Here is a 26,023-nt window from a genome sequence, read left to right as displayed (position 1 = left end):
CATCGCGCGGCAGCGACATGTCGAGGACACGGTGTAAGCACTGCATTGCCTTGCGGTTGTCCGTGCCTGCCAGGCTGGTGCAAGCGCGGATCGTGCGCCATTGCATGCGCTGCGCTGCCGGGTCGTCCAGCATCGCAGCGTGACTGTCTGCCACTGAGGTGCACATCGCAACGCAAGCGCGTCCTGTCGCCTGTCTCGGGACCAACGCTTACGCTGCTTCGCGGTCGAATGCCTCACGCGCTTGCTCGATCGCATGCTGGTTATCCAGCGTCCAGGCGCACAGCAATTGGATTGGCTCTTTCAGACGCAGGCCGAGCGGAGTGATGCGGTATTCCACCGCAATCGGCGAGCGCACGATGACCGTGCGCACGATGATGCCGTTGCGCTCCAGCCGACGCAGGCACTGGGTCAAGGCTTTTTGCGAAACGCCTTCGAGATTGCGCTTGATCGCGTTGAAACGCAGCGGCGTCACCAGCAGACAGGCCAGCACCATCACCGACCATTTGTCTGCCAGTTGCTCCAACGTCTCACGGCCTGGGCAATCGAATTTGAAAGCGGGTTGCAGCATCGCTGTGTTCATTGCAAGTGTCTCGTGGGATACCTGGTGGATAAGTGGTGCCTGATTGACATCAGGTTTATAGAATATACCTTGTGATGCATCCCGCGACGACCGGCTGCACAGCCTCTCCCCGGGACAACATCTCCTGCCGGCACTCTGGTTGCGGCAGGCGTCTCCGGCCATTCGGCCCCCTGACCCAGCGAGCATGCATCATGAAGGCAGTACGGTTTCACCAGCACGGCGGCACCGACGTGCTGGTCTATGAAGAAGTTCCGCAGCCGCAGCCCGGCAATGGCGAAGTGCTGATCAAGATCGAAGCGGTCGGCCTGAACTTTGCCGACGTCATGCGTCGGCGCGGCGATTACATCGAGGCATCGCCACTGCCGTACACCCTCGGGATCGAGGTGGCCGGTACGATCGCCGCGCTCGGCGAAGGCGTCACCGGGCTGGAGGTGGGCATGGCCGTGCTGGCCACGCCGGGCGTGGGCGGCTATGCGCAATACATCGCCTTCCCCGCCGCGTTGGTGGTGCCGTTGCCGCCGGGCGTGAGCGCGGTGCAGGCCGCCGCAGTGGTCGCGCACGGGCTCACTGCCGGTATCGCGTTGCGGCAAGCCGCGCGACTGGCACCGGGCGAGACGATATTGATCGAAGCGGCGGCCGGCGGTGTAGGTTCGTTCGCGGTGCAACTGGCCAAACTCTATGGCGCCGGCAAGGTGATCGCTGCAGCCAGCTCGCCGGAAAAACGCGCACTGGCCGAACGCCTGGGCGCCGATGCCTCGGTGGACTACACCGCACCCGGCTGGTCCGAGCAGGTGCTGGCACTGACCGATGGACGCGGCGTGGATGTGATTCTGGAAAGTGCCGGCGGCGACAGTGTGGGCGAAGGCCTGGCGGCATTGGCACCGTTCGGGCGCATGGTGTTTCTGGGCCAGTCCAGCGGCAAAACCGCATTGATCGACCCCTGGCAGCTCACGCTGAAGAACCACACGCTGACCAGTTTCTACATCGGCGGCTACCAGGCCCAGCCCGGACTGCTGCAGGAGGTGCTGGGCGAAATCATGGGCTTCATCATGACCGGCAAGCTGGCCCCGCAAATCGGCACGGTGTTGCCGCTGTCGCAGGCCGCGCAGGCGCACCAATTGCTGGAAAGTCGCCAGACCACCGGCAAGGTAGTGCTGGAGCCCTGGGCCGAGTAAGCGCGACAGACAAAACGACCGCCCCGGCAATCGGGCGCGGTCAGCGTCGGCGAGGTCCATGCACCGGGTTGCGTGGTGAGGCCCGCAACCGGGCTTCAAACCCATCGCGAGATTGGATGGATTGAAGGCATGCACGACATGCTTCTGGTCACACCACACGACACCCGCAGCGACCATCGAATTGGCGGTCACTGCGGGTGTTGCACGTTGCGCGTTTCAAAATGCACGTCTGCATGCCGCACCGCGCGATGGCGCTGCGGTCAGTGCTGGATCGTTGCGCTGCGGCCGGGCCCTACCGGGCGCACTCGGTATCAGCGCCAGCACCTCGTTTGCGGTTAGCCCCCTAAGACGCGGGTAACGACACCGTGCAGCACGCCACAAGGACGCACGCATAGATCGGTTGGCAACCCACCGACATGCGCAGGCGTTGGAGTACGGCGCATCGCGTTTCTGGTGGTTTCTATCTTCCGTAACGGAAAAAACCACTGGCCTGCAGATGTGGTTGCATCAGCGCTGTACCAGGCGAAGACTGCGCATGGTGGGGACTAACAATGCATGCAAGCAGACGCAACTAAGAGCAGCAAACAAAAGGACTGTGCTCACCTCCAGGTGGGCGCGGCCGATGCTCGGTGCGGTGTGGACCACGCGTACACTCCGGTTCCTCCGCGCCGTCCACACCCAGCTGACGACCGCTCGCTACGGTTTGTTAGCCGCTCTTAGCGGGTCGAGTGAATTCGGATGTTCTGCTGCCCTCAGACACGTGACAGGTGAAATCATGAGCAAGGTATTCGTCAGCATCGGCCTTAGCCTTGATGGCTACATGGCGCCGGAAGGGATGACCATGGACGACCCCGAGCACAAGAACTGGGGAGCCAAGTGGGGCGCGATGATGGGGTGGCTGATCACAACGCAGTACTTCCGCGAGAACATACTCAAGCTTGCATCGGATGGTGACACCGGCCCGGTCAACGACCTGGTCCGCAGCACCTTCGCGCGTATCGGCGCCAACATCATGGGCAAGCGAATGTTCGACCAAGGCGAGGTTGCCTGGCCAGAGGAGGCTCCGTTCCACACACCGGTCTACGTGCTGACCCACGAGAAACGCGAGCCCTGGGTGCGCCCCGGCGGCACGACCTTCCACTTCATCAACGACGGGCCGGAACATGCGCTGGAACTGGCTCGCGAATCCGCTGGCAGCCGTGATATTCGGATTGCCGGTGGAGCGGATCTGATCCAGCAGTATCTGAGCTTGGGCGTTGTCGACGAGCTGGAGATTGCGTTGGCACCGGTCTTATTCGGCGGCGGACGACGTCTGTTCGAACACCTTGGCGAGCCCGCGACACAATTTCGTATCGACAGGGTGCTTGATGGGCCTGCGGCCACCCACCTGCGCTATGTGCGGCAGTGAGCTGAGGCCTACTCATCCATCAGGCAGGAGGCCAACGCGCGCCTTATGCCAAACATTCGACCTGCAGGAGTACGTTCATGGGTTGCTGGGGCATCGGTTCTTTTGACAACGACACTGCTGCGGATTGGGTATGCGACCTCACCGAGGCCGGCGACCTGTCGCTTGTTCGCGAGGCAATTGCAGCAGTCCTTGCCACCGATAGCGATGTGGATTCGACGGATGCAACCACTGCGCTGGCGGCCATTGAGGTGATCGTTGCGGCCTTGGGACGCCCCACCGCTGAGGCCCTGGATGAGCCGGATGTCGTGGAATGGATCGACAGGGTAAAGCCGCTACCCGACGCTCAATTGACCAGCGACGCTGCGCAGGCGATTGATCGCATTCTTGGACCAACCTCGGAGTTGCGCGAGCTGTGGGAGGACACCGATGACTTCAACGAGTGGCAAGCGGAAGTGCGTGGTTTACGGTCACGGCTGCAGATCTGACGATTCATTCAATCCGATGCCGCCTCACAGCGCGGCTTCATTCATTCTTTAAGCCGCCATGCAACATCTTCCCACCCTTGATATTCCAGCCACGTTTCGTCGAGGCAAGTCCGTTGAGCAGTTCCTTGGGCGCAGCCCTCTGCATCCGGACTACATTCGCCATATCGAGTTGCGGCCCGTTGATGGATCGGTGCAGATTTGGGTGTATGACGTCCAGGACATCGGCAGTGAGCAATACACCGATCTGTATGACTTTCCATATCTAGCGCCAGAGGATCTTGATGCTGCGGCAGCCACGTTCCAGGCTCCCAACGCAGCTATTGCATATGCAGAGACGTCACTGGCGACCCATCCAGAACGCTGGGTCAACCTCGGCGTTGCCGAGTCCGAGTACCTTGATTACATCCGGGCGGGTAGGCCGGCGGTTTGGCCGGAGATGGCATAAGAATTCAGTCAAGCCGAAGCTGCTTGGCAAATCCACCGGGTTCACCGGCTAGCCACGCACATTGCGCATACGCAAACGGGGTGGGCACCCTGCCCACCCCGTTATCGTTTCCGAAGCACAGCCTTATCGCTGTCACCGATAAGGCAGCACCACGCGATCGCCGCTGCTACAGCGTGACCACGACCTTGCCTTTGACGCGGCCGCTGTCCACCTGCGCGAGCGCTTCTTGCGCACGTGCGAGCGGATACACCGTATCGATCACCGGGCGCAGTACGCCGCTGTCGAGCAAACCCGCCAACGTGCGCAGCTGCGGACCATCGCCGCGCATGAACAGGAAGGTGTACGACACCTGCCGCTGCCTGGCCTGCGCGCGCACCTTGCGGCTGAGCAGGCGCATTACCAACTTGAGCGGAAACGCCAGCCCAAGTTGCTGCGCAAATGCCGGCGTCGGCGGGCCGGTCAGCGAAATCAATACACCGCCGGGCTTGAGCAGTTGCAGCGACTTGAGCAGCGTCGGCGTATCCAGGCTGTGCAGCACCACATCGTAATCGCGCACCAGCGCCTGGAAGTCCTGCCGCTTGTAGTCGATCACCAGATCGGCGCCCAACGATTTGACCAGCTCCACATTGGCAGTACTGGTGGTGGCAGCCACGTACGCACCCAGATGCTTGGCCAGCTGGATCGCGATGGTACCCACACCGCCGGAGCCGGCATGGATCAACACCTTCTGACCCGGTTTGAGCGCGGCGGTTTCCACCAGCGCCTGCCAGGCGGTCAGGCCGACCAGCGGAAACGATGCGGCCTGCTCCATGCTCAGGCTGGCCGGTTTGTGCGCGACCACCGCTGCATCGATCGCCACGAACTCGGCCAAGGTACCGATGCGGCCGGGTTCGATCTTGGCGAACACCGTATCGCCAACCGCAAAGTCGCGCACTGCGGTGCCGACCTGCGTCACCACGCCGGCCACATCGTTACCCAGCACGAAGGGCGTCTTGAACGGCAGCAGCATCTTGAATTCGCCATCGCGCACCTTGGCATCCAGCGGGTTCAGGCTGGCGGCGCTGACCTTGATCAACACATCGTTGGGGCGCAGCTGCGGCATCGGCATCTCGCCGATGCGCACCGGGCCATGTTTCTTGTACTGGTCGACAATGACGGCTTTCATGCGTGTTCCCCACAGGCGCGTGCCCACATCTTGGCATCGGTACGATCAATCGTGTGCATCATGCGCGTGCTCCGGCAGCAGCCGAGCCGTTGGCGCGGGCTGGCGATGCAACCTGATCCAGCTTGAGTTCCTTGCGCAGCGCATTGCCGAGCATGCGGTTGGGCAACAGGCGACGCAGCAGGCTCATCTGCTTGGCCACCTTGCCGGCGGTGTAGCGCACCTTCGGTTGCGGATCCTGCGCTGCCTTGAGCACCACCTCGGCCACCACGCTGGGCGCATCGGCCTTTTGCATCACCTGTGCGACGTGTGCGGCCAGATGCGCGCGCATGTCCCGATAGATCTCCAGCGGAGCATCCGGCTGCAGCGAATTGGCGTCGAACGGCGTCCTGGTGTAGGCCGGCTCGATCACCGACACCCGGATGCCCCAATCGCGCAATTCGTGATCCAGCGATTCGCTGTAACCCTCGACGGCGTGCTTGCTGGCCACATACATCGCCGTATACGGAATTGGCACCAGCCCCAGCACCGAGCCGATGTTGAGGATGCGCCCGCTGCCTTGCTTGCGCATCTGGCCGATCACCGCATTGCTCATACGCACGGTGCCGAAGAAGTTGGTGTCGAACACCGACTGCGCCTGCGCGATGGAGCTCTCCTCTGCCGCGGCCGGTGCAACGCTGAAGCCGGCATTGTTGACCAACAGGTCCAGGCGGCCTTCCTTGCGCAGCAAGGTATCGATGGCGGTGGCCACCGACTCGTCGTTGGTGACATCCAGCGACAGCATCTGCACGCCGGGCGTGCTGGAGCGGCCACCGCGGCGGCTGGTGCCATAGACGGTGTAGCCGGCCTTGGCCAGGTGGGCGGCGGTGGCTTCGCCGATACCGGAGGAGGCTCCGGTGACGAGTGCGATCTTGCTGTTCATGGGTGTCTCTGTCTCGAGTGATGGGTGCCGGCAAGCCATTGAGGGGCTGCCGTCGCACGCGGTGGTGGTGGAGAGCCGCGGCTGCGGCGGACTACGATCTGTACGTCTAAAATATTACGAACATCATATTTTTAAACAACGATCAACCCGAGCGTTTTGCTCAGGCTGCGCCGAAGTGCTCGAGTGCCGCCTCACGCATCGCGGCCGACAATGCGGGGTCGTCCACCGCACGCGCCAGCATCAAGGTGCCGGCCATGGCGCAGACGGTCACCAGCGCACGCGCATGCGCCTGCGGCGTTCCCCAGTCCGGCGATTGGCGCGCGGCCAGGTCGATCATTTCCTTGATGCGACGCGTCGCTACCTGGCGCACCGCCGGTGCCTGACGCGGCATCTCCGAACCCAGCGCGGCGATCGGGCAGCCGGATTCGACGTTTTTGACGTGCCCATCGGACAGATACGCCCGCATCAGTGCCTGCGCCGCCTGCTCCGGCGGCACGGCGGCAGCGATCCGCGCAGAGTTGGCCACCGTCTGCGCGCCCGCATGGTCGGCGGCCTCGGCAAGCAGCGCATCGCGCGAAGAGAAATGCGCGTAGAAGCCGCCGTGGGTCAGGCCGGCCTCTTTCATGATGTCGGCCACGCCGGTGCCGTCATAGCCGGTACGCCGGATCGCACGCGCAGCGACTTCGACGATGCGTGCATGGCTATCGGCCTTGCGGCCTGACGATGCGCGGGAGCGTGGCGAGGTGTTTTTCATGATGGTCATCATACATAAGATCGATAGCAATGGAAGCCGCACCGGCGGCTGTCCGACGAGCGGTAGAACACGGGGCGCCGCCCACTTTCAGGGCACAGCGGCACCGCGACTGCACGGACAAGGGAACGGGAGTGGCAGTCGCACGCTTCCATGGAGTGCTGGCCTGGCAGCGCGCGGCTGTCTGACAGACCGGATGGCGAGCTCGGTTCGCGCCGGTCGGGCTGCGCGGGCATGCCGTGAAGTCACGCGATGCCGGCGCTGGCGACGGCGGTTGCGCGTCCGCGATCTGGCGAAAAGCATGGTGACAAAATCTGTCACCACCGCTTCCTAGACTGGGCGCCCACTCCGAGGAATGTCCTGGTGACCATCTTCACCCGCTCCCGCCCGACCGACCCTGCAGCTTCAAGCGCGCTCGATGCCCACGCGTCCACACTGATGCCCTCGCGTCCGGTCACGTTTGTGTTCCGCAGCGCTGGCCGGCCTTTTGTTGGCCACCGAACCGGACCTGCCGCCCATCCCGGCAACCCGGTCGACCGACGACACGTGGTTCTCGCCTGCAAGGTCACATCCATACGTGCCATTGCCACCGGAGCACTGCGCCAATGAAGCGCCTTCAATACAACCGCTATGGTGGCCAGGACGTCATGCAGCTGGCCGAGTTCACGCTTGCTGCGCCCGCAAAAGGCCAGGTCGCAGTGAAGGTGAAGTACGCCGCGATCAATCCGGTCGACTGGAAGATGCGCAACGGCGTCATGAAGATCGTGACCGGGCGGACCTTTCCGCGTGCGATGGGCATGGATCTGTCGGGCGTGGTGCTCGCGGTGGGCGAAGGCGTCACCCGCTTCAAGCCCGGCGATGCGGTGTTCGGCCTGGCGCGCTTCAAGGAGTGCGGCGCATTGGGCGAAGCGGTGATCACCACCGAAGAGAGCCTGGTCAAGAAACCCGATAACGTCTCCTATGAAAACGCCGCGTGCCTGGGCACGCCCGGGGTCACCGCGTGGAATGGTCTGGTCGACAAGGCGGCGCTGAAGAAAGGCCAGCATGTGTTCGTCAACGGCTGCGCCGGCGCGGTGGGCGAAGCGGCGGTGCAGCTGGCGCAGCTCTTGGGTGCAACCGTGTCCGGGAGTTGTAGCGCGGGGTCGATGGAGCGGGCCAGATCGCTGGGCCTGAAACAGGTCTACGATTACAGGGTGACCCGACCGGAAGACATTCATGAGCGCTTCGACGTGATCTTCGACACCTCGGCCGTCATGAAAGCTGCTGCGGGATTGGCGTTGTTGCGCGACAAGCGCGGCAGCTTCCTGGATCTGGAACCCGACCTGGGAAAGTTCGTCCGCGCCGTGGTGGACCGCCGCTTCAAGCTGGTGATCGGCAAACCGTCCAGCGCCATCCTGGCTTACCTCGCCAGCGCTGCGGAAGCGGGAACCTTCGGCCTGCCGATCGGCGAGATCGTTCCGCTGGAAGGTGCCATCGGCTTGATGAATACCCTTGAATCCGGCCAGAAGCGTCCGGGCAAGGGCCTGGTCAGAATGGACTGACATGTCGCGTAGCCAGCGCCTGTTCGATCTCTTGCAAGTGTTGCGTCGACACCGGGGAACCGTGTCCGGCAGCACGCTCGCACAAGAGCTTGGCGTCTCGTTGCGCACGATCCGGCGCGACATTGCGACCTTGCAGGCGATGGGTGCCGATGTCGAAGGCGAAGCGGGCGTGGGCTACATCCTGAGACCAGGCTTTGTGCTTCCGCCGCTCTCCTTCACCGAGGAAGAAATCCGCGCGCTGGTCACCGGCGCGCAGTGGGTCAGCAGCCAGAGCGACGATGCAATGACGCAGGCAGTGCAGAACGCACTGGCAAAACTCGACGGGGTGATCTCGCAGGAGGTGCGCCTGGCACTGGACGACAACGTGCTGTACATCAGCCGGGCACGGCGGCCAGAAGCAATCGTCGACCTTGGAAAAATCCGCAAGGCGCTGCATGCGCAACGCAAGTTGCAGATCGGCTATACGAGCAAGACCGGGGTGATATCGGAGCGCACGATCTGGCCGATCATGCTGGGCTTGGTCGACGCACGGTGGCATATCGCCGCGTGGTGCGAAGCGTGCGGCGATTTCCGCATCTTCCACGCAGACTCTATCGACAGGATCGATTATCTGCAGGAGCAGTATCAACGCAATCGCCGCCAACTGGTGAAGCAATGGCGGGCTAGCGCTGGTAATCCATGCAAGCAAAGCGATTGCTGAGCGCTTGACCTGCAGCGGCTACGCCGATCGCCATCGTCGCCAGGACGTCGCTGGTGGTGTTGTGCAACATGCAAAAACCACCAGCGACATCACCCAACAACCTAGCGGTGATTCATCCGCTCGAACAAGGCGTCACCCAAGCGACGGGTGTCGGCCGAAATGCCGATCAATACCTCGTCCTTGCCGGCTTCCAGCTGGGCAATGGCCTCTTGCGCAAACTGCTCGGTAGACATCATGTTGCGCGCTACGGTCCCTGCACTGCGCGTGCCGCCACCTAGCCCGGTATCGACGATTGGCGGGGCAATCTCGATCACGCGCACGGTACTGCCTTTCAACTGGTGACGCAGACTCAGGGTGAAGGAGTGCAGCGCCGCCTTGCTGGCGCAATACACCGGCACATCGGCCATCGGTGAGAACGCCAGCCCCGAGGTGATGTTGATGATGGCCGCGTGCTGTTGCTGCTGCAGCAACGGCAGCAGCTCGGCAATCAGATGGATCGGCGCGGTCAGGTTGATGGCAATTTCCTGATCGAGATGGGCCACAGCATCGGTGCCGGTGAAATCGCGATGCTGTTGCACACCGGCATTGTTGATCAGCACGTTGCAGTGCGGGTGGTGTGCCTGCAACCAGTCCACCAGTGCACGACGACTCGCCGTGTCGGTGATATCGCAGACCTGGGTGATCAACGCTGGCAGCGCGTCCTTGGCCTGGCGTAACGCCGCGGCGCTGCGCCCACAAATGATGACGGTGTTGCCCTGCTCCACCAGCGCGCGTGCGAGCGCAAAGCCAATGCCGGTGGCACCGCCGGTGATCAAGAGGGTGTGTGAGGTGAGTTGCATGCGCAATATCCTTCCAGGGTCAGTGGAGGCGCGCCGATGATGGGTCGTGAGAGGTCACCGGGCACACCTTGTTCCGGCAATGCCGGTCTCGGTGTCGCGGATACCCTCAGCGGGAGAGCTTGCCACCCGGATCGGATGGATGACCGGGCTACCATCCGGCCTGCACTCTTTCGACCCCGCCACTGTAGCCATGCCATGCAACGCAGGCAATTGCGCGGGACGCAATGACGTACGCAGGTTCAGCGTCGGCACTGTGTCGGCTGCGCTCACCGCGCGCGCTCCGCTAGCCGGCTACGTCGCGATGGCGCGCGGTCATCATGCCGACGGCGTGGACGTGCACGCCGCAGGCAATGACCAGGTGGTTCGCCCCCACCCCCAATGCGCCGCGCCTGCGCACGGACGCTGTGGGAGCCGCTGTGCCATGAAAATCGATGGACGCGCTGGAGCTGGTGTTGGCGTGCGCGAAGATCAAGCGTAGCGACGTCTCGGCCGCGCCGTCTCCGGTGGTCGAAAGCGACCTGCTGCGGTTGCAGTTGCAGTTGCAGTTGCAGATCAAGTATCGCGTCCTGCAACCCGATGAAGCCATCGCGCCCTCGTGTGCGGGGGCGCGATGTTGTTGCGTCGCCGGCACCGGTCACCAGCTGCAGGATGGAGCGCGCCTCGCCCCACTGCGTCGGCCGCCGATCCACGCAAGCACCAGCGCGCTACCGCGCTGCCAGTTCTGCACGAATGATCTCTGCGCCTGCACTGAGAGCAGTGAGTTTGCCTCTCGCGATGTGTCGGGCGAGAGGCGCCATCCCGCAGTTGGTGGACGGGTAGAGCTTGTCGGCATCGACAAAGCGGAGCGCCTTGCGCAGCGTATCGGCCACTTCCTGCGGTGTTTCGATCGTGTTGCTTGCCACGTCGATGGCGCCGACCATCACCTTCTTGCCGCGGACGAGTTCGATCAGATCGATCGGCACGTGCGAGTTGTGGCACTCCAGCGAGACGATGTCGATCGTGGATGTCTGCAGCTTGGGGAACGACTCTTCGTACTGACGCCACTCCGAGCCCAGGGTCTGCTTCCAGTCGGTATTGGCCTTGATGCCGTAGCCATAGCAGATATGGACGGCGGTTTCGCATTTGAGCCCTTCGATTGCCCGCTCGAGGGTGGCAATACCCCAGTCGTTGACCTCGTCGAAGAAGACATTGAAGGCCGGCTCATCGAACTGGATGATATCCACGCCGGCAGCTTCGAGCTCCCTGGCCTCCTGGTTGAGGATCTTGGCAAATTCCCATGCCAGCTTTTCGCGGCTTTTGTAGTGCGCATCAAAGAGGGTATCGATCATCGTCATGGGGCCGGGCAGCGCCCATTTGATCGGCTGCCGGGTTTGCTGGCGCAAGAACGTTGCATCGTCGACGAAGACAGGCTTGGGGCGGCTCACCGCACCCACGACGGTCGGCACGCTGGCGTCATAGCGATTACGAATCCTGACGGTCTCACGCTTTTCGAAATCGACGCCGCTGAGGTGTTCGATGAAGGTGGTGACGAAATGTTGGCGGGTCTGTTCGCCGTCGCTGACGATATCGATGCCGGCGTGCTGCTGTTCCTGCAGCGACAGGCGCAATGCGTCCTGTTTGCCTTCGATCAGTTCCTCGTCCTGCAGCTTCCAGGGCGACCAGAGTTTCTCCGGCTGCGCGAGCCAGGAAGGCTTGGGCAGGCTACCGGCGGTGGAGGTGGGGAGCAGCTTGTTCATGATGGGCGATGTCTTGGGTTCTGGTTGATCAGAGCGCGTGGCCGGAGGCCCACTGCGCGAGAAGATGTCCGTAGGGCCTGATGAAGTGCTCCTCGGTGAATTTCCCCTGCGTCACCGCGAGCTGACTGCGCTCTTGCCGGTCGTAGACGATCTGGGTCGCCGAATAATCCTGATGCGTCAGGCTCGGCTGGTAGATGGACCCGGCCGCGGAATTGGCGTTGTAGATTTCCGGCCGGTAAATCTTCTGGAACGTCTCCATGGTGCTGATGGTGCCAATCAGCTCGAGATTGCTGTAATCGCCCAGCAGGTCACCAAAGAAATAGAACGCCAGCGGGGCGACACTATTCGCAGGCATGAAGTAGCGCACGGTCAGGCCCATCTTCTCGAAGTACCGATCCGTCAATGACAACTCGTCCTGCCGGTACTCGATGCCCAGGATGGGATGCCGGTTTCCCGTTCGGTGATAGACCCTGCTGCTGGAGACGCTGATGCAGATGACAGGCGGCTTGGCGAAACGCGCGCTGTACGCGTCCGAGTTCACGAAATGCTTGAACAACTGTCCATGCAGGCTGCCGAAATCGTCCGGAATGCCGAATGCGGACCGGTCCTGATTGTGGGCCGGCAGCAACACGCTGAAATCGTAGTCGCGTACGTAGGAGGAAAAATTGTTTCCTGCGATGCCATCGATGCGGGCACCGGTCGTTCTATCGAGAATGTTGGTCTTCAGTATCTCGATCAACGGGAATTCGTCGCCCCGCTCGCTCCCGGCAACCCGCATCTCCACCGAGATGATGTCGAGTTCGACAGCATAGCGGTCGCGCTTTGAGTTATCCCAATGCGCCAGGTCGTTGAAGCGGTTGTTGATCATCGCAAGCGTGTTGCGCAAGTTTTGCTGGCGACGCTCGCCCCTGGCCAGGTTGGCGAAGTTCGTCGTGTTGCGCGTATTGCCCGCGGGACGATAGTCCTCGTCGAAGCGGAGGCTCTTGATGCCGAAGGTGAATTCTTGAGTCATTGCGAGCTGACGCCTTGTTTCCGAGATGAGACGAGCGCGCGTCCCTGCATATGCAGTGATGCGCGCTGGAGGGACGCCGGGAATGCGGATCGGCAAGCGATCGCCCGCTGATCCTGTGGCCGGCAAGAGGCATTGCGGCCGGCCTTGGGCCGAATGGCCCTCAGGCGGCGGCCACGTTTTTTTCTGCGGCAATTTTTTCTGCGGCGAGCGCGTTTGCCTGCTGCGTCAATGCGATCAGCGGCAGTGCGCGCTGCACCGCCAGCTTGGCGCGCTCAGCCAGGGCCTCGTTGTGCACGCGGTAGTCCAGGAAGTCGCGGTCGGTGGCGTAGACGCCCAGCGGCAAGGTGCGTGCCTGGAAGAAACTGAAAAGTGGCCGCAACTGGTGATCGATCACCAGTGCATGGCGTTCACTGCCGCCGGTGGCCGCCAACAGCACGGGCGTGTCGATCAAGGCATCCTGATGGAGGAAGTCGAAAAAGTGCTTGAACAACCCGGTAAAGGAACCGCGATAGACCGGTGTGGTCACCACCACGATGTCGGCCTGCTCCACGGCGGCAAGTTCCTGCTCCACCGTTGCGGGCAGCTGCGAGCGCCAGAGCGCACCGGCGAACTGCGGCGCCAACGTCCCGAGTTCGACCAGATGCTGCTGGCACGGCACTGCGTCGGCGATCAAGGCCAGCAGATGCTCGGCCAAGGCGACGGCCTTGGAGGGGCGTTGCAGCCCGCCGGAGACGGCGACGACACGGAGCGGGTGTGGCACGTTGACAGTCATGCGGGGCGACCTAGAACGATGAGCCCTGATGCTAGGACTCGCATTCGATGAAGTAAAATGGTGTTATTTCAACAATCCATGAATTCGGATCATCTGAATGCTTGAGCGCATCCATCTCACCATCGTCCAGCAGGTCGAGCAGCAAGGCTCGCTGACGGCCGCCGCAGGCGTGTTGAACCTGACCCAGTCGGCGCTGAGCCACAGCATGAAAAAGCTGGAACAGCAGCTGGGCACCGACGTCTGGCTGCGCGAGGGGCGCAGCCTGCGCCTGACCCAGGCCGGCCAGTACCTGCTGGCGGTGGCCAACCGGGTACTGCCGCAACTGGATCTGGCCGAAGAGCGCCTGGGGCAGTTCGCGCAGGGCGAACGTGGCGCGCTGCGCATCGGCATGGAGTGCCATCCCTGCTACCAGTGGCTGCTCAAACTGGTGGCGCCCTATCTGGCCACCTGGCCGGATGTGGATGTGGACGTCAAGCAGAAGTTCCAGTTCGGCGGCATCGGCGCACTGTTCGGCTACGAGATCGATCTGCTGGTCACGCCCGACCCGCTGTACAAGCCCGGGCTGCGGTTCGAGCCGGTGTTCGACTATGAGCAGGTGCTGGTTGTGGCCAAGGGCCATGCGCTGGCGTCGGCGGCCTACATCAAGCCCCAGCAGCTGACGCGCGAAGTGCTCATCAGCTATCCGGTGGACCTTGATCGCCTGGACATCTACAGCCAGTTTTTGTTGCCGGCCGGTGTCACGCCCAGGCGCCACAAGGCCATCGAAACCACCGACATCATGATGCAGATGGTGGCCAGTGGCCGCGGCGTGGCCGCCATGCCGCGCTGGCTGGTGGAGGAATACGCCTCCAGGATGGACGTGGTGCCGGTGCGGCTGGGTGCGCGCGGTATCCCCAAACAGATCTTCCTGGGCGCACGCGAGGCAGATATCGCCATCGACTATCTGCGCGCCTTCATCGAACTGGCCCGCCAGCCTGCCACTGGCACCGCCACGACATCTGCAGCCCACTGAGACAGGACGACAAGACCCCTTGATTGATGCCAAGACGCCCGGCGTCGCCCGCACCATCGCCGACGCCTATTCGCTGGAGGTCAGCGCAAAAGACACGGCCGGGCTGGCAGCCGCGGCGCCGCGGATCATGCGTGGCGCAACCATTGCCATCCCCTACCTGCCCAATCAGGACGACGACGCGCGGCTGGCCGCGGCTCGGCGGGTGCGCACACTCGGCTTTCAGCCGATGCCGCACCTGTCCGCGCGCCGCATCGCTTCGCGCGACGCGCTGCACAGCTTCGTCAGCCGCGCTGTCGATGAAGCCGGCGTTGAGCGCTGCCTGGTAATCGCAGGCGATCCGCCTGCTCCGCTCGGGCCGTTTGCGGACAGCGTGTCGCTGATCGATACCGGGGTCTTTGAGCGCTTGGGTATCCAGACCATCGCCGTGGCGGGACATCCGCAAGGGCATCCGAGCATGCCCGCCATCGATCGATGGGAGGTGCTGGAACGCAAGTGTCGCAGCATCGCCGCGCGCGGCATGGCGCCGCTGATCGTCACCCAATTCGCGTTCGATGCCGACATCGTGCTGACGTGGTTGCAAGCGCTGCGCGCACACGGCATTGAACATCCCGTGCGCGTGGGCGTTCCCGGTCCTGCTGGCGTGGCGGTGCTCGCACGCTATGCCGCACGCTGCGGTGTTGGCGCATGCACAGCGATGCTGTCCACGTACGGCATCTCGCTCGGCAAGCTGTTGGGCACCGCAGGGCCGGAGCGTTTTGTGGATCGCCTGGCCACTGGCCTTACCGAAGCGCACGGAGACGTCAGCCTGCACTTCTACCCTTTCGGCGGGATCGCACAGACGGTCGCGTGGGTGGAGCGCTACCGCTGCCGCACCGCGCGGGTCAGCGCGGACTAACAGCCGCCCAATTCAGCGCCGCACATCGACTGCAGACCTTCGGCTTTTACCAAGCGAAGCGTTGTGGCTTCGACATGTCCACGACCCAGATCACAGTCTGTAATTTCTATTTCTGGCGTTTTGTTTGCTACGCGTGAGGTGCTGCAGCGCACAGCAGACCTGTCACAAGTGCGAGGTATAACCATCGGCGAATCGCGGCGAGGGGGCGCTGCATCCGATGCCGTTGCCCTGCGTGGCGGCATTGCATCCGCAACGTCCAAGGAGAGATGTCGCCATGCCCAAGCCGTCATTGCTATCGCTGATGTGCACCCTGTCGCTCGTGTCCCTGCCGCTGGCAGCGGCCGAGTTGCAGCCCAAATTGCTCGCCGGCCCACCGGAGGAGTTTGCGCAGATGCGCGCGCCCGACCCGGCCGAGTCGGCGATCCTGTCCAAGAGTGCATTGCTGCCGGTGGAGCTGACGCCCGCAGGCACTGCGGCGCGCTGGCAAGGCACGCTGCCGGTGGAAAACGGCCACCTGCGTTTCATGGTGCTGGCGGGCGAGCAGGCGTGGGATGCAGCGGTGAGCGCACCACGCGTTGCCGGCGCGCGCGCCGCTGCTGCTGCACCCCAGGTGCAGGCACAACGCACGGTACTGGGCAGCGCAGAAGGCGGCACCAGCGGCATGCGCTATGCCGTGGACACTGCACAAAACGGCGCGTGGTCGCTGACCCTGCAATCGGCATCGCCGGTGGCGCAGCGTGGCTATGTGCTGATGGAAGGCGATGCGCGCACGCAGCTGGCTTCGTATCCGCGCGACCGCCAGCAACTGGTGGGCAAATCGCTCACGCTCAACGCCATGCTGAGTGGCAGTGACGCGCGCGGCGCGACCTTGCTGGCCGGCCAGGCCGGACAGATCGACCAAGCCAGCCTGCGCGTGATCGACCCGCAAGGCGGCGTGCGCGTTCTGCCGATGGCCGACGATGGTGCGCACAACGATGGCGCCGCCGGCGACGGTGTATATGGCGGCAACTTCCAGCCAACGCGTGAGGGCACCTGGATCGCGCAGGTGATCGTGCGTGGCCACGACCAGGCCGGGCAGGCGTTTGTCCGCACCAGCGAACACGTGCTGCCGGTGCTGGATACCGCGTTGCGATTGCTCGGCAATGCGCTCAGCGCACGTGCTGCCGAAGGCACGCGACTGACCGTGGCACTGCCGGTGGCCGCACGCGGCAATGCGCCGTCGCACTATCGCGTGTTCGGCCAGGTGTGGGGCACCGATGCCAAGGGCAAGGACGTGCCGGTAGCCTGGATCGGCGGCATGCTGACGCCGCAGCAGGGGCAGTTACCGCTGAGCCTGGACGAACGCTGGATCGCACGTGCCGGCGCGCGTGCACCGTTCACGCTGCGTGGGTTGCGTATCGAAGACCCGGACCACTACATCCCGTTGGTGCAGGCCGGCACGCTGCCGTTGCAGGTGCCCGCGTTGCGACGCGCCAGCATCGCGCGGTCCAGCGCTGCGATCGACGACAGCATGCGCATGGGGCCGCGTCCGTCGACGCTGGCCACCGCGATGGCACAGCCGCAGGCGGCCGGGTCGCAGTTGGTGCTGGTGCACGGTTACTGCTCCAACGGCGTGTGGCCGCAGGCGCAGTTCACCAATGCCTCGACGTTTCTCGATGCCAAGCAGAATCGCAGCAACGACCAGTTCGCACAGCGCATCGCACAGTTCGCCAGCCAGTGGTCGTCGTTTTCCACCGTGGCGCACAGCCAGGGCGGCATGGCCGCACTGCATCTGTATGCGTACTACTGGAGCGGCCTGGATAACGCCACCGGTGGGCGCGTGATGCAGTCGGTGGGCACGCCCTACCAGGGCACCAATCTGTCGGGCGTGCTTGCTGCGGTGGGCTCGTGGTTCGGCGTGGGCTGCGGCACCAACACCGACCTCACCTACGACGGCGCCAAGGCCTGGTTGGCCGGCATTCCCGCCGACGCACGCGCCAAGGTCAACTACTACACCACCTCGTTCGCCAAGACCAACTGGTACACCAACGACTATTGCAACGCCGCGTCCGATCTGATCTTGAACGACCCCGAAGACGGCACCGTGGAGCAGGTCAATGCGCAGCTGCCGGGCGGCGTGAATCGCGGCCACACCACCGGCCAATGCCATACCACCGGCATGCGCGACCCGGCGCAGTATCTGGATGCAAACCGCAATGCGGTGATGAACGCCAACGCGGCGCGGTGATGCAGTTCTAGCGGTGTGCAATGCGATGGCCGGCGTCTGCGTCGGCCATCGCGACATGCATGCGAACACGTGGTGTGTTGCGTGTATTGATTCTCTCTCGCCTAAGCGCGGCCAACACCACTCCTACGGCTTTGAGTATTTATCCACCGAGGCGTAATCCACGCTCTGCCCTTGGTAGGAACGTGCCTACGCGCGACACATTACCGACAACCCACCAACGACAGGCGGATGACGCCCAACACTCACACCTTCAACCACCGCGTGGAAATCGCCACGCCCACCATCAACACCGCAACCCCGATCAAGGCACCGATCAGGCCGATGCCGTGGGCGGCGAACCCGATCAATGCCGGCCCGGTCAGAATACCGGCGTAGCCCAATGTCGTGACTGCGGTGATGGCGATGCTCTCCGGCATGCGCGTCTGGTTGCCGGCCAGCGAGAAAAGGGCCGGCACTATATTGGCGCACCCCAGCCCCACCAACACGTAACCGCCCAACGAGGCCTGCCACGGGCTCACCAGCGTGAGCACCAGAAAACCCGCACTGGCCAGCAGCGCGCCAAGCACGATCGAACGGAGGCGTCCCAGCCGCTCCACCACCGAGTCACCCAACAGACGGGTCACCGTCATGGTCAACGCAAACACCACATAGCCCAGGCCGGCGGTACTGGGGTGGACCTGGTGCACATCTGCCAGGAACACCGAGCTCCAGTCCAGAATGGTGCCCTCGGCAAGAAACACCACAAACGCCAGAACGCCGATAAACAGCACGATGCCCTTGGGCAGCGCGAGCAACGGCCCCTGCTGGGAGATACGCTCGGCACGCCAATGCCGAACGGACAGTGCACCGACAAGCAGCATGGCAATCACACCGGCGATCGTAGCGCTCAGCGGACCAATGCGCGCCGACAACAGCAGTGTCATCGCTCCGGCACCGACAAAGCCGCCGATGCTGAAAAACGCATGAAATCCCGACATCATCGCGCGCCTGGCATCGCGTTCGACCACCACCGCCTGCATGTTCATCGCGCAATCCATCGCGCCCACGCCGGCGCCGAACACGAACAGCACCGCGCCCAGCATCCACGGGTTGGCGACAACGGCCAGAAACGGCAGGCTGATGCAGATCAATGCAGCCGTCACCGCCATCACCATGCGAAAGCCGAAGCGCGCTGACAGGGCGCCGGCCAGCGGCATCGCCAGAAACGAGCCTGCGCCCAGGCACAGCAGGATCAACCCGAGCGCACCATCGTCCACGCCGGTTCTGGCCTTGGCGAACGGCACCAGCACCGCCCAGATGGCTGCAGCAAAGCCGGGAATGAAGAAGGCTGCGCGCGTGGCGTATTGCTGCGCGCGAGCGCTGGAGCTAGGTGCAAGCGACATGCAAACAATTCCAATGGGAGCTGCGAACGGAAACGGCGACGGGGCCGCCAAGCCGGCGCTCGTTGGTTGAAACATGGCATGACCACTGCTGCACCACGCTTGCTGCAATCGTCCCTGGCCGATGGGATGACACGCATCACTATCGCTAGCGAAACACCACCGTGCGATGGCCGTTGAGCACGATGCGATGCTCGACATGGCGTCGTACCGCGCGCGCCAGCACCAGCGATTCGGTGTCGCTGCCCAGGCGCACCAGATCGCGTGGGGTCATGGCGTGGTCCACGCGGGCGACGTCCTGTTCGATGATCGGGCCTTCGTCCAGATCTTCGGTGACGTAATGCGCGGTGGCGCCGATGATCTTGACCCCGCGCGCGTGCGCTTGGTGGTACGGCTGCGCGCCCTTGAAGCTGGGCAGGAAGCTGTGATGGATATTGATCGCGCGCCCGGCCAGCGCGCGGCACAGGCCGGGCGAAAGAATCTGCATGTAGCGCGCCAGCACCACCAGATCGATGTGCAGGTCGTCGACCAGCGCGAGCAGCTGCGCTTCCTGCTCGGCGCGCGTGTCTGCGGTCACCGGCAGATGATGGAAGGCGATGCCGTAGGACGCGGCCAGCGGTGCAAAATCGGGGTGATTGGAGACCACCGCGACAATATCCACCGGCAACTGCCGGCTATGGGTGCGGAACAGCAGGTCGTTGAGGCAATGACCCTGCTTGCTCACCAGCACCAGCAGCCGCGCGCGACGGCGCGCGTCGTGCAGCTGCCATTCCATCTCAAACGCGTTGGCCAACACCGAAAACTGCTGCTCCAGGGTGGCGATGTCGGTTGATGGCGGTTTGTCGAAATGCACGCGCAAGAAAAAGCGGCCGCTCTCGTCGTCGCCGAATTGCTGGGCGTCGAGGATGTTGCAGGCAAGATCGAACAGCAGCCCGGTGACGCGGTATACGATACCGGTGCGGTCGGGGCAGGACAGCGTAAGAATGTAGTCGGAGCGCATCGGCGCAATGATAGCCAATGCATGACACCGCTGGCGCAGTGCTTGCGTCGGTAACTTTTACACTGCGACGTGGTGCAAACGTCGGGGCAGCTGCACTGCAGGTATGCGCGATGGCGTGTTGCCTGCGACGCGCTCGGCTCAGCCGATCAGCGCACTGCAGGCGTTGCGCTGGTGGCATGCCTCGCCAAACGCGATGCGCATGCCACTCCCGATCAAGATCAGCGCGGCGGCAGCCGCAACATCAGTCGCCGATTGATCTCGTCCAGTTGCGCCATCGAGGTCTCCACCGAGGTCTCCATCGCTTCCTGGGTGGTGATGTGCGCACGCAGATGCGCGGGGTCGGAGAGTTCGCCACGCACCAGAAACACGTTTTCACCCACCTCGCCGACGTGCCGGCTGAGCACCACGTAATCCACCTGATCGAAGCCATGTTGCTTGGCCAGCGGCAGCAGGCGCGCGGCCATGCGGACGCTGGCTTCGTCGGTGGGTTTGTTCAACTCGGCATCGAGCACGCCCACCGCTTCGCGGATCTGCGCGAACAGATAGTGGTCCGGATGTTCGGGATGGTCCGGACCCACCGGGCCCTGGTTGAAGACCGGCTCGGCGGTCATCGTGTGCCACCGGCGCAGGTCAGTGCGCGCGGTGTGCGCTCGGTCGAACCGAGCGTGATATGCAGGTGTCGCATCGCATCCTCCCTGGAGCGGCGGCTGTAACGAGCCGGCATTTTAGAAGGTCTGCTGCATGTTGAGGTGAGCAAGACGCATCGCGCCGCGCTTTCAAGCGAAGCGCACGCGCCTCTGCGTGGCCATCAGGCCTGCCCTGCCCGCCGCGCCGACACCTCTGCCAGCACTGCCCAGTCTGCATTGCCATCGCCGTGCGCGATGGCGTCGTCCAGGCTGGCGCGCAGCAGTTCGCCCAACGGCATCGGCACCTGTTTGTCGGCGCCGGCCTGGATGGCCAGGTCCACATCCTTGCGCCCCAGCGTGGCGGTGAAGCCAGCCGGTGTGTATTGGCGCTGCATGATCAGCTTGCCGTAGCCCTGGTACGCGGGTGCGGCGAACAAGGTGGTGGTGAGCATGCCCAGGAATTGGGTGGCGTCCACGCCGTGCCCGCGTGCCAGTGCGCTGGCCTCGGCCATGGCGCCGATGGCGCTGGCCAGGCAGAAGTTAGCCGCCAGTTTCACCGCGTTAGCCTGCTCCGGGGCATTGCCGATGTGCCAGGTCTTTTGCCCCAGCACATCGAACATCGGCTGCACCCGCGCCAGCGCGGCCGCATCGCCGGCCGCCAGGATATTGAGCTTGCCGGCCTCGGCCACGTCGACGCGGCCCAGCACCGGTGCGGCAACATAGGCGATGCCGCGCTCGGCGTGCAGTGCAGTCAGCTCGTGCGCCAGCGCCACCGAGATGGTGGCCATGTTGACGTGCACGCTGCCGGCCGGCAGTGCGTCCAGCACGCCGCCGTCCAGCACGGTCTGACGAACCGCGGTGTCGTCGGCCAACATCGAGAACAACAGCGGGCCGTGTGCGGCGCCCACCGGCGCATCCACCACCGTGGCCCCGGCATCACGCAAGGTGTGCGCGCGTTCTGGCGAACGGTTCCAGACGCTCACTTCGAAGCCGCCGCGCAGCAGGTTGTGCGCCATCGGCAGGCCCATCGTGCCCAGCCCCAGAAATCCTATCGGCATGCGTATGCTTCCTCTTCGGTATGACGTCGGTGGCGTGCGTCAGCTGGCAAACACGCCGCGTGCATCGCGCGGTTCGCAGCGCAGATATTGCGGCGCCGGTGTGACCGACGCACCCAGCGCAGCGGCGGCATGCCACGGCCAACGCGGGTCGTACAGGATGCCGCGCGCCAGTGCGATTGCGTCAGCCTGGCCCTCCTGCAAAATCGCCTCGGCCTGCGCCGGCTCGGTGATCAGGCCCACGCCGATCACCGGCATCGTGACCTGCGCACGAATCTCCTGCGCAAACGGAATCTGGTAGCCGGCCTGCACCGGAATCTGCTGACGCGGATCCAGCCCACCGCTGGAGACATGGATGTATTGCGCGCCACGTGCATCCAGCGCCTTGGACAAGGCGATGCTCTGCTCCAGATCCCAGCCGCCTTCCACCCAATCGGTGGCCGAGATGCGCACGCCGACCGCGATGCGATCGGACACCGCCGCACGTACCGCGTCGAAGACGCGCAGCGTCAGGCGCATGCGGTTTTCCAGCGAGCCGCCATACGCGTCGCTGCGCTGATTGCTCAGCGGCGACAGGAACTGATGCATCAGATAGCCATGCGCGGCATGCAGTTCGATCAGCTCCAGGCCCAGGCGTTCGGCGCGGGTGGCCGCGGTGACGAATGCGGCGACCACCGCATCGATTCCGGCCTCGTCCAACGCCTGCGGCGCCGGTTTGCCCGGCTGGAACGGCTGCGCCGAGGCAGACACGGTCTGCCAGCCATGCGCGTGATCGGGGGCGATGGCCTCACCGCCCTTCCACGGCAGATCGGTGGACGCCTTGCGGCCGGCATGCGCCAGCTGGATGCCGATCGGCATCGGCGACCAGCGTCGCACCGACTGCAGCACCTCATCCAGCGCCTGCTCGGTGGCGTCGTCGTACAAGCCCAGATCGGCGTAACTGATGCGCCCTTCCGGCAGCACTGCGGCGGCCTCCAGGATCAACAGGCCCGCGCCCGATTGCGACAGCGTGCCCAGATGGATGCGGTGCCAATCGCTGGCGCGGCCGTCCTGTGCGGAGTACTGGCACATCGGCGCGATGACGATACGGTTGGCGAGCGCGAGCGGGCCGAAGGCGATGGGGGTGAACAACTGGCTCAAGGCAACATCCAGACGCGACATGGGGACGCCCATTGCACTGCGCCACGCGCCGCCGCACAACCGCTGCAATGGATCACTGCGTCATGCAGAGCGCGCACTGTCGTACCTGGCCGCCGCGCTGTGCAGCGGGTCCGGTGGCTGCTGCAGGAAGGCCAGCGCCTGCGCGCACGACTGCTCCACCTTCAGGCTGAGCAAGTCGTCGGCGCGGGTACGCCCGAAGTTCAGCGCGGCGATCGGCAGGCCGTTGCGCGCGGCAGTCTGCACGAAGCGAAAGCCCGAATACACCATCAACGACGAGCCCACCACCAGCACCGCATCGGCGGCCTGCAAATGCGCAAACGCGCGCTCCACACGCTCGCGCGGCACGTTCTCGCCGAAGAACACCACATCCGGCTTGAGCACGCCGCCACACATCGGGCACGGCGGCACCACGAAGGTCTCGAAGGCGACATCGTCCAGATCCGCATCGCCATCGGGTGCTTGGGCCGCGTCCAGCGTGGCCCAGCCGGGATTGTCACGCTCCAGCAGCAGCTGAAACTCGGTGCGCGGCATGCGCCGCTCGCAACCCATGCACCGCACTACATCGAGCCGGCCGTGCAGATCGATCACCGCCTGGCTGCCAGCGGCCTGATGCAGGCGGTCCACGTTCTGGGTGAGCAACACTTCCAGTTGCCCGCGCGCTTCCAACGCGGCCAATGCGTGATGGGTGGCATTGGGTTGCGCCAGCCCGAAGCGCGGCCAGCCGACCAGGCTGCGCGCCCAATAGCGCTGCCGCGTGGACAGCTCGCCCATGAAGGCCTGAAAGGTCACCGGTTGCGGACGCTTCCAGCCGCCTTGCAGATCGCGGTAATCGGGGATGCCCGAGTCGGTGCTGCAACCAGCGCCGGTGAGCACGAACAGGCGCTGGTAGCGCTCGATGAACGCTTGCAGCGCATCGCCGGTGTGGTCGGTCAGGCCCGTCATCATGCAACTCCGTTAGCGGTGAGATCACTGTGCAACACCTTGGCGTGATGTGCTTGCAGCGGCGCGACACGTTCAGCCGGTGCACTGCGGGGCAGTAGGTAGCGCGCGACGCGCGCCAGTGCGCCACGTGATGTCTGCAGCACAGGGGTACGACCTGTGCGTTGCGCTGGATGCAAATGCAGGTCCATCCGCAGGCAGCAAGCGGCTGTGTCGCTCACGATGGGGCCGTGCGGGCCAATTCCAAGCCGACGCCTGCGGCGGACTCAGGCGCCGCATCTGCGACAAGGCAATATGCAGTTGCGGGTTTGCGCCTGTCGTTCGTCGTGTGCCTGCAGGCAGGGAGCCGAGCGTGTACAGCGTGACCCGGTGCTTGCGTGCATCGCCATCTGGCGGTGGAGTTGCGACACCAACGCGCAGCGCGTGTGGGTGAGCGATGACCATCGCGTCACGACCCTCCGCCGCGCGAAGAACCGCAGCATCGCGCACAGGCGCGCAGATGCGGCAGCAATCCGCCGTTACAGCAAGCTGCTGACCTCGACCAACTACCATCCGGGTCACGGCGGAGACCGACAACACCGCGCCGGTTGCGCCGGTGCGCTGGATCGGGCCCTGCTCGATCATGACGCTGGCAGCGATGATGTGGTCCTGCGCCTGCTGCAGCACAGTTGCGATGATCAGGCATGGATCGGCCGATCCGGGCGTGGCACCCGCAGCTTGGGTGCGAAGGCATGCCCGGCGGCATGAAGGTTGATCTTCTGCTGCCCGAAGGCCAACGCACGCCGCCGGTCGCCAAACCTCACCACCTGCATGCCGAGCACGCGCGCATCAAAGTCGCAGGTGGCATGCAGGTCGGCAACGGTGAGCAACAAGTGGTCGAGTCGCTCGATCCGCCTGTCATTCGCCTCGCGCAGGATGCGGCGCAAATCGGCCATACGGGCGTGCATCATCGGCGCGTTGGCGCAACACATGCGCGGCGGCAAACGCCAGCGCCAACAGCGTCAGGCACATGCCGACCAGCCCGGCCCAACCGCCGTGTTGCCAGAACCAGCCGCCGAGCGCGCCGATCACACTGGAGCCGGCGTAATACGCCAGCAGATACAGCGACGCAGCATGACTGCGGTGCGTGCCGCCGAGCCGGCTCACCCACGCGCTGGCAGCCGAATGCGCGATAAAAAAGCCGATCGTCAGCAACACGATGCCGCCCACCACCAGCGCCAGCACATGCGCCAGGGTCAGCGCCACGCCGAGCACGCACAGCACGATGCCGGCACTGACCACCGGCCCGCGACCGAACCGATCCGACGCCGCCCCTGCCACCGACGAGCTGACGATGCCGAACACATAGGCGCTGAAGATCATGCCGATCTGGCTCTGGCTCAGGCCGAATTCCGGCCCGCCCAAGCGAAACCCGGCGTAGTTGTAGAGGCTGACGAACACGCCCATCAACAGGAACGGCAACGCAAACAGCCACGGCAGATTGCGATCGCGCAGATGCCCGGCCCAGGCGTGCAGGTGGAACTGCAGATTGACCCCATGCCGACGCACGAAATGGCGCGACGGCGGCAGCAACCACACAAACGCGACGGCACACAGCAGGTCGAATCCGCTCAACAGCGCCAGTGCCGTACGCCAGTCGGTGTGGTCGGTCAGCACGCTCATCATGATGCGCCCGCTCATGCCGCCGAATGCATTACCGGCCACATACAGGCCGGTGGCCGCGCCAAGTTTGTTGGCCGGCAGTTCTTCGCCCAGATACACCATCGCTACCGCCGGCACGCCGCCCAACGCGATGCCGGACAGGGTGCGCACCACCACCAGCGCGCCCCAGTGCGGCAGGAACGCCGCGATGAGGTTCAACACCGCAGCCAGCGCAATGGAAGCGAACATCAGCCCGCGCCGGCCCAGATTTTCCGAGACCGCACCGGCACAGAAGATCGCCACGGCCAGCCCGCCGGTGGCCAGCGACAGCGGCAGCGAGGCGGTGGCCGCATCCACGCCGAAGGCGCGTGCGAACTCGGGCAGCACCGGCTGCACGCTGTAGAGCAGCGAGAAGGTGGCAAAGCCGGCCAGGAACAATGCCAGCCGGATGCGGCCAGTGGCGGGCACCGCGATCTCGGGGACGGCGGCACTGGCCGGTAGGGCGCTGGAGCGGGAATCGGAAGCAGGCACGGGTATCTGGATGAGACCGGGGACAGGGA

At 64.3% G+C, this 26,023-nt stretch carries 25 protein-coding genes, 1 other RNA gene and 1 pseudogene; 11 read left to right on the top strand and 16 right to left on the bottom strand.

Going from position 1 to position 26,023, the window contains the following annotated elements; genetic code table 11:
* Positions 1–208 precede the first annotated feature (208 nt).
* Entirely contained in the window at positions 209–580 is a 372-nt protein-coding gene (locus tag ABQU90_RS11870; RefSeq protein WP_055853470.1) for a winged helix-turn-helix transcriptional regulator, read from the bottom strand.
* A 191-nt stretch (positions 581–771) separates the two neighbouring features.
* On the opposite strand from ABQU90_RS11870, the gene ABQU90_RS11865 reads away from it, so the two are divergent.
* From ABQU90_RS11865 to ABQU90_RS11845, 5 genes are all read left to right on the top strand, one after another.
* Entirely contained in the window at positions 772–1,755 is a 984-nt protein-coding gene (locus ABQU90_RS11865) for a quinone oxidoreductase family protein (RefSeq protein ID WP_115515064.1), read from the top strand.
* A gap of 636 nt (positions 1,756–2,391) precedes the next feature.
* Positions 2,392–2,467, top strand: a non-coding RNA gene (locus ABQU90_RS11860) — sX9 sRNA.
* Between the two features lie 63 nt (positions 2,468–2,530).
* Positions 2,531–3,163, top strand: coding sequence for a dihydrofolate reductase family protein (locus tag ABQU90_RS11855; RefSeq protein WP_323521070.1), 633 nt, complete (start codon positions 2,531–2,533; stop codon positions 3,161–3,163).
* Positions 3,164–3,240: 77 nt separating this feature from the next.
* Positions 3,241–3,648, top strand: coding sequence for a DUF4259 domain-containing protein (locus ABQU90_RS11850; RefSeq protein ID WP_104615232.1), 408 nt, complete (start codon positions 3,241–3,243; stop codon positions 3,646–3,648).
* Positions 3,649–3,706: 58 nt separating this feature from the next.
* Positions 3,707–4,093 carry a hypothetical protein gene (locus ABQU90_RS11845; protein WP_323521069.1) on the top strand — a complete coding sequence of 129 codons (387 nt, stop codon included), beginning with the start codon at positions 3,707–3,709 and terminating at the stop codon, positions 4,091–4,093.
* Positions 4,094–4,259: 166 nt separating this feature from the next.
* On the opposite strand, the gene ABQU90_RS11840 is transcribed toward ABQU90_RS11845, so the two are convergent.
* The 3 genes from ABQU90_RS11840 to ABQU90_RS11830 all read right to left on the bottom strand — a co-directional run bounded on the left by ABQU90_RS11840 (position 4,260) and on the right by ABQU90_RS11830 (position 6,931).
* Positions 4,260–5,258, bottom strand: coding sequence for an NADP-dependent oxidoreductase (locus ABQU90_RS11840; RefSeq protein WP_323521068.1), 999 nt, complete (start codon positions 5,256–5,258; stop codon positions 4,260–4,262).
* A 58-nt stretch (positions 5,259–5,316) separates the two neighbouring features.
* Complete coding sequence (locus ABQU90_RS11835) at positions 5,317–6,177, bottom strand: oxidoreductase (protein ID WP_323521067.1); 861 nt, start codon at positions 6,175–6,177, stop codon at positions 5,317–5,319.
* A 160-nt stretch (positions 6,178–6,337) separates the two neighbouring features.
* On the bottom strand, positions 6,338–6,931 hold the full coding sequence (locus tag ABQU90_RS11830; RefSeq protein WP_236699310.1) for a TetR/AcrR family transcriptional regulator: 594 nt from the start codon (positions 6,929–6,931) through the stop codon (positions 6,338–6,340).
* A 602-nt stretch (positions 6,932–7,533) separates the two neighbouring features.
* On the opposite strand from ABQU90_RS11830, the gene ABQU90_RS11825 reads away from it, so the two are divergent.
* Positions 7,534–8,469 carry an NAD(P)-dependent alcohol dehydrogenase gene (locus ABQU90_RS11825; RefSeq protein ID WP_323517926.1) on the top strand — a complete coding sequence of 312 codons (936 nt, stop codon included), beginning with the start codon at positions 7,534–7,536 and terminating at the stop codon, positions 8,467–8,469.
* A 1-nt stretch (position 8,470) separates the two neighbouring features.
* Complete coding sequence (locus ABQU90_RS11820) at positions 8,471–9,169, top strand: helix-turn-helix transcriptional regulator (protein ID WP_323521065.1); 699 nt, start codon at positions 8,471–8,473, stop codon at positions 9,167–9,169.
* Positions 9,170–9,270: 101 nt separating this feature from the next.
* On the opposite strand, the gene ABQU90_RS11815 is transcribed toward ABQU90_RS11820, so the two are convergent.
* Positions 9,271–10,008: an SDR family oxidoreductase gene (locus tag ABQU90_RS11815; RefSeq protein ID WP_323521064.1), complete on the bottom strand. Its 738-nt coding sequence runs from the start codon at positions 10,006–10,008 to the stop codon at positions 9,271–9,273.
* Positions 10,009–10,385: 377 nt separating this feature from the next.
* Here ABQU90_RS11815 and ABQU90_RS11810 point away from each other — a divergent pair.
* Positions 10,386–10,550 (top strand): annotated as a pseudogene (locus ABQU90_RS11810) (porin); the annotation flags it as partial.
* A 162-nt stretch (positions 10,551–10,712) separates the two neighbouring features.
* On the opposite strand, the gene ABQU90_RS11805 reads toward ABQU90_RS11810, so the two are convergent.
* The 3 genes from ABQU90_RS11805 to msuE form a co-directional block, all read right to left on the bottom strand.
* Positions 10,713–11,744, bottom strand: coding sequence for a methionine synthase (locus ABQU90_RS11805; protein WP_115552680.1), 1,032 nt, complete (start codon positions 11,742–11,744; stop codon positions 10,713–10,715).
* Between the two features lie 28 nt (positions 11,745–11,772).
* The gene (locus ABQU90_RS11800; protein WP_323521063.1) at positions 11,773–12,756 is read right to left on the bottom strand and encodes a DUF1852 domain-containing protein; all 984 of its coding nucleotides are present in this window, start codon (positions 12,754–12,756) and stop codon (positions 11,773–11,775) included.
* 160 nt (positions 12,757–12,916) lie between these two features.
* Positions 12,917–13,528, bottom strand: a complete 612-nt coding sequence (gene msuE / locus ABQU90_RS11795) for an FMN reductase (protein WP_323521062.1) — start codon at positions 13,526–13,528, stop codon at positions 12,917–12,919.
* Positions 13,529–13,625: 97 nt separating this feature from the next.
* On the opposite strand from msuE, the gene ABQU90_RS11790 reads away from it, so the two are divergent.
* From ABQU90_RS11790 to ABQU90_RS11780, 3 genes are all read left to right on the top strand, one after another.
* A complete protein-coding gene (locus ABQU90_RS11790) occupies positions 13,626–14,540 on the top strand; it encodes a LysR family transcriptional regulator (protein ID WP_323521061.1) in 915 nt (304 codons plus the stop codon).
* A gap of 19 nt (positions 14,541–14,559) precedes the next feature.
* Positions 14,560–15,435, top strand: coding sequence for a methylenetetrahydrofolate reductase (locus ABQU90_RS11785; RefSeq protein WP_323521144.1), 876 nt, complete (start codon positions 14,560–14,562; stop codon positions 15,433–15,435).
* 274 nt (positions 15,436–15,709) lie between these two features.
* A complete protein-coding gene (locus ABQU90_RS11780; protein ID WP_323521060.1) occupies positions 15,710–17,662 on the top strand; it encodes a choice-of-anchor X domain-containing protein in 1,953 nt (650 codons plus the stop codon).
* A 242-nt stretch (positions 17,663–17,904) separates the two neighbouring features.
* Here ABQU90_RS11780 and ABQU90_RS11775 read toward each other — a convergent pair whose 3' ends face one another.
* From ABQU90_RS11775 to ABQU90_RS11740, 8 genes are all read right to left on the bottom strand, one after another.
* Positions 17,905–19,044, bottom strand: a complete 1,140-nt coding sequence (locus ABQU90_RS11775; protein WP_323521059.1) for an MFS transporter — start codon at positions 19,042–19,044, stop codon at positions 17,905–17,907.
* Positions 19,045–19,189: 145 nt separating this feature from the next.
* Positions 19,190–20,041: a formyltetrahydrofolate deformylase gene (gene purU, locus ABQU90_RS11770; protein ID WP_311239162.1), complete on the bottom strand. Its 852-nt coding sequence runs from the start codon at positions 20,039–20,041 to the stop codon at positions 19,190–19,192.
* 218 nt (positions 20,042–20,259) lie between these two features.
* Complete coding sequence (locus ABQU90_RS11765; protein ID WP_323521058.1) at positions 20,260–20,652, bottom strand: XVIPCD domain-containing protein; 393 nt, start codon at positions 20,650–20,652, stop codon at positions 20,260–20,262.
* Positions 20,653–20,849: 197 nt separating this feature from the next.
* Positions 20,850–21,725 (bottom strand): NAD(P)-dependent oxidoreductase, encoded by an 876-nt coding sequence (locus tag ABQU90_RS11760; RefSeq protein WP_323521057.1) that lies wholly within the window; start codon positions 21,723–21,725, stop codon positions 20,850–20,852.
* 39 nt (positions 21,726–21,764) lie between these two features.
* Complete coding sequence (locus tag ABQU90_RS11755) at positions 21,765–22,862, bottom strand: NADH:flavin oxidoreductase/NADH oxidase (RefSeq protein WP_503064413.1); 1,098 nt, start codon at positions 22,860–22,862, stop codon at positions 21,765–21,767.
* 81 nt (positions 22,863–22,943) lie between these two features.
* Entirely contained in the window at positions 22,944–23,825 is an 882-nt protein-coding gene (locus ABQU90_RS11750; protein ID WP_323521055.1) for an NAD-dependent protein deacetylase, read from the bottom strand.
* 674 nt (positions 23,826–24,499) lie between these two features.
* The gene (locus ABQU90_RS22790; protein ID WP_323521054.1) at positions 24,500–24,757 is read right to left on the bottom strand and encodes a VOC family protein; all 258 of its coding nucleotides are present in this window, start codon (positions 24,755–24,757) and stop codon (positions 24,500–24,502) included.
* On the bottom strand, positions 24,720–25,994 hold the full coding sequence (locus ABQU90_RS11740; RefSeq protein WP_323521053.1) for an MFS transporter: 1,275 nt from the start codon (positions 25,992–25,994) through the stop codon (positions 24,720–24,722). Before ABQU90_RS11740 ends, ABQU90_RS22790 begins: the two co-directional genes overlap by 38 nt.
* Positions 25,995–26,023: the final 29 nt, after the last annotated feature.

Origin of the sequence: Xanthomonas sp. WHRI 10207, assembly GCF_040202975.1 — a bacterium.
Taxonomy (GTDB): Bacteria; Pseudomonadota; Gammaproteobacteria; order Xanthomonadales; family Xanthomonadaceae; genus Xanthomonas.
Note: the sequence above shows the minus strand (reverse complement) of the source record. Positions and strands in the feature narration are given on the sequence as shown.

Bases quoted from the DNA above. Each gene is read 5' to 3' on its own strand.
- ABQU90_RS11870 (WP_055853470.1), bottom strand. From the start codon at position 580: ATGAACACAGCGATGCTGCAACCCGCTTTCAAATTCGATTGCCCAGGC.
- ABQU90_RS11865 (WP_115515064.1), top strand. From the start codon at position 772: ATGAAGGCAGTACGGTTTCACCAGCACGGCGGCACCGACGTGCTGGTC.
- ABQU90_RS11855 (WP_323521070.1), top strand. From the start codon at position 2,531: ATGAGCAAGGTATTCGTCAGCATCGGCCTTAGCCTTGATGGCTACATG.
- ABQU90_RS11850 (WP_104615232.1), top strand. From the start codon at position 3,241: ATGGGTTGCTGGGGCATCGGTTCTTTTGACAACGACACTGCTGCGGAT.
- ABQU90_RS11845 (WP_323521069.1), top strand. From the start codon at position 3,707: ATGCAACATCTTCCCACCCTTGATATTCCAGCCACGTTTCGTCGAGGC.
- ABQU90_RS11840 (WP_323521068.1), bottom strand. From the start codon at position 5,258: ATGAAAGCCGTCATTGTCGACCAGTACAAGAAACATGGCCCGGTGCGC.
- ABQU90_RS11835 (WP_323521067.1), bottom strand. From the start codon at position 6,177: ATGAACAGCAAGATCGCACTCGTCACCGGAGCCTCCTCCGGTATCGGC.
- ABQU90_RS11830 (WP_236699310.1), bottom strand. From the start codon at position 6,931: ATGAAAAACACCTCGCCACGCTCCCGCGCATCGTCAGGCCGCAAGGCC.
- ABQU90_RS11825 (WP_323517926.1), top strand. From the start codon at position 7,534: ATGAAGCGCCTTCAATACAACCGCTATGGTGGCCAGGACGTCATGCAG.
- ABQU90_RS11820 (WP_323521065.1), top strand. From the start codon at position 8,471: ATGTCGCGTAGCCAGCGCCTGTTCGATCTCTTGCAAGTGTTGCGTCGA.
- ABQU90_RS11815 (WP_323521064.1), bottom strand. From the start codon at position 10,008: ATGCAACTCACCTCACACACCCTCTTGATCACCGGCGGTGCCACCGGC.
- ABQU90_RS11805 (WP_115552680.1), bottom strand. From the start codon at position 11,744: ATGAACAAGCTGCTCCCCACCTCCACCGCCGGTAGCCTGCCCAAGCCT.
- ABQU90_RS11800 (WP_323521063.1), bottom strand. From the start codon at position 12,756: ATGACTCAAGAATTCACCTTCGGCATCAAGAGCCTCCGCTTCGACGAG.
- msuE (WP_323521062.1), bottom strand. From the start codon at position 13,528: ATGACTGTCAACGTGCCACACCCGCTCCGTGTCGTCGCCGTCTCCGGC.
- ABQU90_RS11790 (WP_323521061.1), top strand. From the start codon at position 13,626: ATGCTTGAGCGCATCCATCTCACCATCGTCCAGCAGGTCGAGCAGCAA.
- ABQU90_RS11780 (WP_323521060.1), top strand. From the start codon at position 15,710: ATGCCCAAGCCGTCATTGCTATCGCTGATGTGCACCCTGTCGCTCGTG.
- ABQU90_RS11775 (WP_323521059.1), bottom strand. From the start codon at position 19,044: ATGTCGCTTGCACCTAGCTCCAGCGCTCGCGCGCAGCAATACGCCACG.
- purU (WP_311239162.1), bottom strand. From the start codon at position 20,041: ATGCGCTCCGACTACATTCTTACGCTGTCCTGCCCCGACCGCACCGGT.
- ABQU90_RS11765 (WP_323521058.1), bottom strand. From the start codon at position 20,652: ATGACCGCCGAGCCGGTCTTCAACCAGGGCCCGGTGGGTCCGGACCAT.
- ABQU90_RS11760 (WP_323521057.1), bottom strand. From the start codon at position 21,725: ATGCCGATAGGATTTCTGGGGCTGGGCACGATGGGCCTGCCGATGGCG.
- ABQU90_RS11750 (WP_323521055.1), bottom strand. From the start codon at position 23,825: ATGACGGGCCTGACCGACCACACCGGCGATGCGCTGCAAGCGTTCATC.
- ABQU90_RS22790 (WP_323521054.1), bottom strand. From the start codon at position 24,757: ATGGCCGATTTGCGCCGCATCCTGCGCGAGGCGAATGACAGGCGGATC.